Source organism: Sphaerisporangium sp. NPDC051017, assembly GCF_040683095.1.
In the GTDB taxonomy this organism is placed as follows: domain Bacteria; phylum Actinomycetota; class Actinomycetes; order Streptosporangiales; family Streptosporangiaceae; genus Sphaerisporangium.
Genome location: NZ_JBFBCI010000136.1, coordinates 1 through 4,452, shown reverse-complemented (window position 1 = coordinate 4,452; position 4,452 = coordinate 1). Strand labels below are relative to the sequence as shown.

At 62.1% G+C, this 4,452-nt stretch carries 4 protein-coding genes; 2 read left to right on the top strand and 2 right to left on the bottom strand.

What is annotated here, in order from left to right; all coding sequences use genetic code 11:
- Positions 1–359: hypothetical protein (locus AB0M95_RS40785; protein ID WP_363777093.1), on the top strand; the 359-nt coding region annotated here is incomplete at its 5' end.
- 337 nt (positions 360–696) lie between these two features.
- On the opposite strand, the gene AB0M95_RS40780 is transcribed toward AB0M95_RS40785, so the two are convergent.
- Together AB0M95_RS40780 and AB0M95_RS40775 are read right to left on the bottom strand one after the other, a co-directional pair.
- The gene (locus AB0M95_RS40780) at positions 697–1,893 is read right to left on the bottom strand and encodes an IS701 family transposase (protein WP_363777089.1); all 1,197 of its coding nucleotides are present in this window, start codon (positions 1,891–1,893) and stop codon (positions 697–699) included.
- Positions 1,894–1,985: 92 nt separating this feature from the next.
- A complete protein-coding gene (locus AB0M95_RS40775) occupies positions 1,986–2,189 on the bottom strand; it encodes a hypothetical protein (protein WP_363777086.1) in 204 nt (67 codons plus the stop codon).
- Positions 2,190–2,529: 340 nt separating this feature from the next.
- Here AB0M95_RS40775 and AB0M95_RS40770 point away from each other — a divergent pair, with 340 nt between their 5' ends.
- A complete protein-coding gene (locus AB0M95_RS40770) occupies positions 2,530–4,377 on the top strand; it encodes a DNRLRE domain-containing protein (RefSeq protein ID WP_363777083.1) in 1,848 nt (615 codons plus the stop codon).
- Positions 4,378–4,452 lie beyond the last annotated feature (75 nt).

The following is a 4,452-nucleotide window of genomic DNA, read 5'->3' as shown; positions in this document are numbered from 1 at the left end:
GAGCCATCGTGGCCGGCTGGCCCGCCCTGGTCGCGGTCGGCTCCTTCGAACTCCTCATCCGCCTCCTCCGCGACGGCCGCCCCCCCTCCGGAAAGGGACGCACAGGAGAAGAGGCCACCGACCCGATTCCGGATCGATCCGAGAAGTCCACCTCGGCCAACACCCCCGAACCCCCTCCGCCGCCTTCCTTCGACCCGGATGTCTTCGCGGCGATCGAGATCTACGCCGGCGACCTCGATCGGGGAAAGATCCCCTCCGTCCGCCGGATCAAGAGAGAACTCCGGGTCGGCCACACCAAAGCAACACGGATCCAAGCAGCTCTCGCCCAGCGCCCCCGAGAAGCACTCGGGAGGAATTAGGCCCACAAAGACGAAGCGTCCCCGTCTCCAGCGAAGAAGTGGAGACGGGGACGCAGGCGCGTCAGTGCTGGTCGTCCAGATAGAGCCAGACGACCCAGCCACCGGCGCTGGGCTAGGCGATTGTGCCTCCACCGGTACGGCCAGAGCCTAGCGACGGCAGCGCGATCCAGGGCAATAACGGCGCAGGCCCCTCAGTGCTGCTGCTAGTACTACAGCCGGAGTTCGTGATGTATGAGCCAGCGTTTCCAGTAGTGGCTGGTACGGGCGCGGGTTTGGTGTTGTCGGCGGCGGCGTGACCAGGCGATGGCGAAGTCGAGTGGGCGGGTGATGGTCGTGGTCAGGTGTGCCAGGAGACGACGGATTTCCGCTGGTGTGAGGCGGACCAGGCCGCTTGGGCTTTTGGGGCGTGGGCGGCGGTGACGGCGAGGTATGCGTGGGCGAGCATGGCCAGGGTGATATGGCGGTGCCAGCCGTCGTAGCGCCGGACCTGGTAGTGATCCAGGCCGGTCTCGTTCTTGGCGGCCTGGAAACACTCCTCGATGGCCCAGCGCGCTCCAGCGATGCGAATCAGGTCATCGATGGTGGTGCCGGCCGGGCCGTGGCACAGGTAGTAGGCCAGCTCCAGTTCGCCTTTGACGCCTGGGGTGAGGCTGCGGCGGACCAGGAGCCACCGCTGGTGGCCGGGTTCGGTTTCGAAGTGCACCTCGGCCAGGGCCCAGTCGTACAGGCGTGGCCCTTTGGCGCCCTGGCCGCACGACAGGCGCTTCCACGCCTCAGGCGGGGCCTGGGCGGTCAAGGTGTCGGCGCGGGTGTCCCCGCCGAACCCGGCGGCGACGGTCTGGCTCTTGGGCACGGCGACCACATAGCCCAGGCGGCGTTGCTCCAGGAAGTGCCGGAACTTGTAGTCCATGCCGTAGGCCTCATCCGCGGTGACCCACTGCACTGGTATCCCCGCATCCAGGGCGCGCGCCAGCATCGTCCGGGCCAGCACCGGCTTGGTCGCGAAACGCACACCCCCGGGGACCCCCGCTTCGGCACACCGGGCCAGGTCATCGGTCCAGGACTTCGGCAGATACAGCTCGGCGTCGATCAACGCCCTGCCCAGCGGGGAGGCGTACGCCAAAAACACCCCCAGCTGGCAGTTCTCGGTCCGGCCGGCCGTCCCGGAGTACTGGCGTTGCACCCCGGCCGATTTGACGCCCTTCTTCAGAAACCCCGTCTCATCCACGATCAGCACACCATCGCGATGGCCGAGGTTCTCCACCACATAAGCACGCAGGTCAGCACGCACCTGACGCGCGTCCCACCGGGCGTTGTTCAGCAACCGCTGCATCCGATCCGGCGAGGAGTCCCCGGCCGCCTCCGCCAACTGCCAGCCGTTCTTCCGCTCAACCGGAGCCAGCAATCCCATCACATACGCCCGCGCCTGCCTGCGCGGCTCCACCCGCCCGAACCGGCCCGCCACCCGCCCGAACAGCGCATCCAACCCCGACACCCACGCCTGGAGATCCTCAGCAGTCAAGCCATCCGACATGACGAAAGACTATAGATCACAAAACATGACTGTAGTACTAGGGCGCGCGGTGATCGGTACCAGCACGCGGCCATAGGCGTAGCGCGGATCGGTCACGAGGGGTGACTGCGCGGTGGGGCCGACCACCATGCCAGCACGATGATGACGCCGTCGATGACTTGCTCCAGGCTGACCAGGTCGACCCCAGCCCACTCGGCGGGTAGCCCTCCTGCCCAGACAGCCAGGCGGATCGTGCCAGCGCCGATCAGGGGGAGCACGCCGCAGAGCAACAGCGGTAGACGGACTCGGGTCGGCACGGTGCTCCCCTTTGAGTAGGGGCGGTAAGCCACAGAGGGGATGGTGGGATTGCACCTCTGACGCAGATCCAGTCGTTGATGTTTAGCATCAAATATTGCTCTGGTCAATAAGATACACATCACTCTTTACACCAAGCAAAGCCAAACGTAGATTGCTCGTGATCTTTCCAAAACAGATCGGAGGCTCGTGCGTTACTCAAACAGAGCCAGGGGGCGACTCGGTGTAGTTACGAGTCTCGCCACTGTTGGACTCGCAACGTCGCTCGTATTCTCTGGTCAACAGGCTATGGGCTTAGGCGATGACACCAGCTCGCCACCTAAAGTTCAATCAGAGTTATCGGTGGCGAAAGCGACCGCCAGGGCCAAGGGATCTCCAGTCGAGGTCACGTCAGCCAGGCGAGAAGACTCCACTCTCTACACTCTTCCTAACGGGACCTACAGAGTAGAGATGCACTCCGGCCCAATACGCGTGGAGAAGAACGGCCACCTGATCCCCATCGACGTTAGTCTTGTCCAGGAAGGGGGCAGACTTAAGCCCAAGGCCGCTAAATCCGCGGTGGAATTCTCACTGGGCGGACAAGCACCCCTAGTCTCATTTAGCACCGGAGCGGGGACTCACGCCGTCAGTTGGCCCAGCAATCTGACCAAGCCGGATGTCGCCGGCAATACAGCCACCTACCGAGACGCTGTCCCGGGTGGAGACCTTGTTCTTACCGCGACCCCCACAGGTTTCACGCAGGACCTCGTCCTGCGCGAACGTCCGCAGAAGCCGATCAACCTCCGTATACCTGTAAGCCTCCCGAAAGGTCAGCATTACAAACGCGCGCTCAATGGAAACCTAACACTATCTGCGGCTAATGGAGAAACCCTCGCATCCGCCCCGCCGCTGCAGATGCATGACTCTGCGGCAGAGCGCTCGCCGGACAGTGGGCATACAGCTACGGTACCTGCTGAAGTAGAGAAGAGCGGCGAGGGCAGCACGTTCGTGCTCAGGCCGGACCAAAAGTTCCTGGCGGCCCCAGATGTGCAGTACCCAGTCGTAATCAGCATGTCTCACTGGGTAGGAGCTGGCTTGAAGGTCGACACCTTCGTTAGCAGTGACTACCCTAATTCCCAGACAGGGGCAACCTGGCTGCATGCGGGCAAGTTCGGTAATGGCAGTAAAACCGCTCGGACTTACATTCGCTTCAACGCAGGACTGCCACTTCGCGGAGTCACCGTTCTTAACGCCGACCTCCGGCTGTGGAACTACAAGTCCAATGCATGTGGCACTTCAGTCGAGTCAGGCATTCAGGTCCGGCGCATAACAAGTGATTGGAGCCCCAGCACCCTCACTCTCTCTAACCAGCCATCCACCACGACTACCGGGGCACTCATTGAAAAGGCGGCAGCCGGAGAACCCGACTGCGCCGAAAATGAGATCTACTACTCGATCGAGAGTATAGTACAAGACTGGGCTAACGGCGCCGCAGACTATGGGGTTCAACTCCGGGCCGCCAACGAATCCGATAGCACCAACTGGCGTATGTACCGCTCATCTGAAAGCGCAGGAACCGGCCCAGTCCTATATGTCGACTTTCAGACCGACGCCCCAGAACAGGTTGGATTTACGCTATACGCAGGAGCGCCCGGCGTCCCGTTGGATGGGTCGACATTCAGCTACTATGCCCTGCAGAACATTCCGGGCATGAGCAACGATGATCTATCGGAACTGGTCAGAACGGGGACGGTGACCAGGGAGTTCGCCTACACAGGAGACCCTGGTGAGGAATGGCCCCAGATTGGTGACCCCGAGGCCCATCCGAGGGTGGATGAGCCTCAAGATGGTGAACCAATGGATGAAGGTCCCACCCCCACCCCCACCCCCACCCCCACTGGGCCTCCCAGCGAGCACACGCTCTCCCTACCTGTAACATCGGATACATGGATCGATGATCAGGGAGCAGGCAGCCCAAGCTCTGCATCGGTGTGGGCAGGTACGTGGAGCCTCGGACCAGCTAAGCTCAAAGAGCGTTCGTATCTGAAGTTCGATACATCGTTACTGGCAGGTAAGAATATTACCGATGCCAAATTAGAGCTCTGGGCTACTGGTGGCGAGGGCTGTGGTGTCAGCAACTCGGGCATCAAGGTGCAACGGGTAACCAGCAACTGGGACGCAGTGAGTCTTAGGTGTGTCAACGGCGGCTGAATGCTGACCCCTTGGCGTCGTCTGAATTCTGACCCCTCCGTTGCGATTGATCGTTACTGGTCGTTGCTGTGGTCG

Bases quoted from the DNA above. Each gene is read 5' to 3' on its own strand.
- AB0M95_RS40780 (WP_363777089.1), bottom strand. From the start codon at position 1,893: ATGTCGGATGGCTTGACTGCTGAGGATCTCCAGGCGTGGGTGTCGGGG.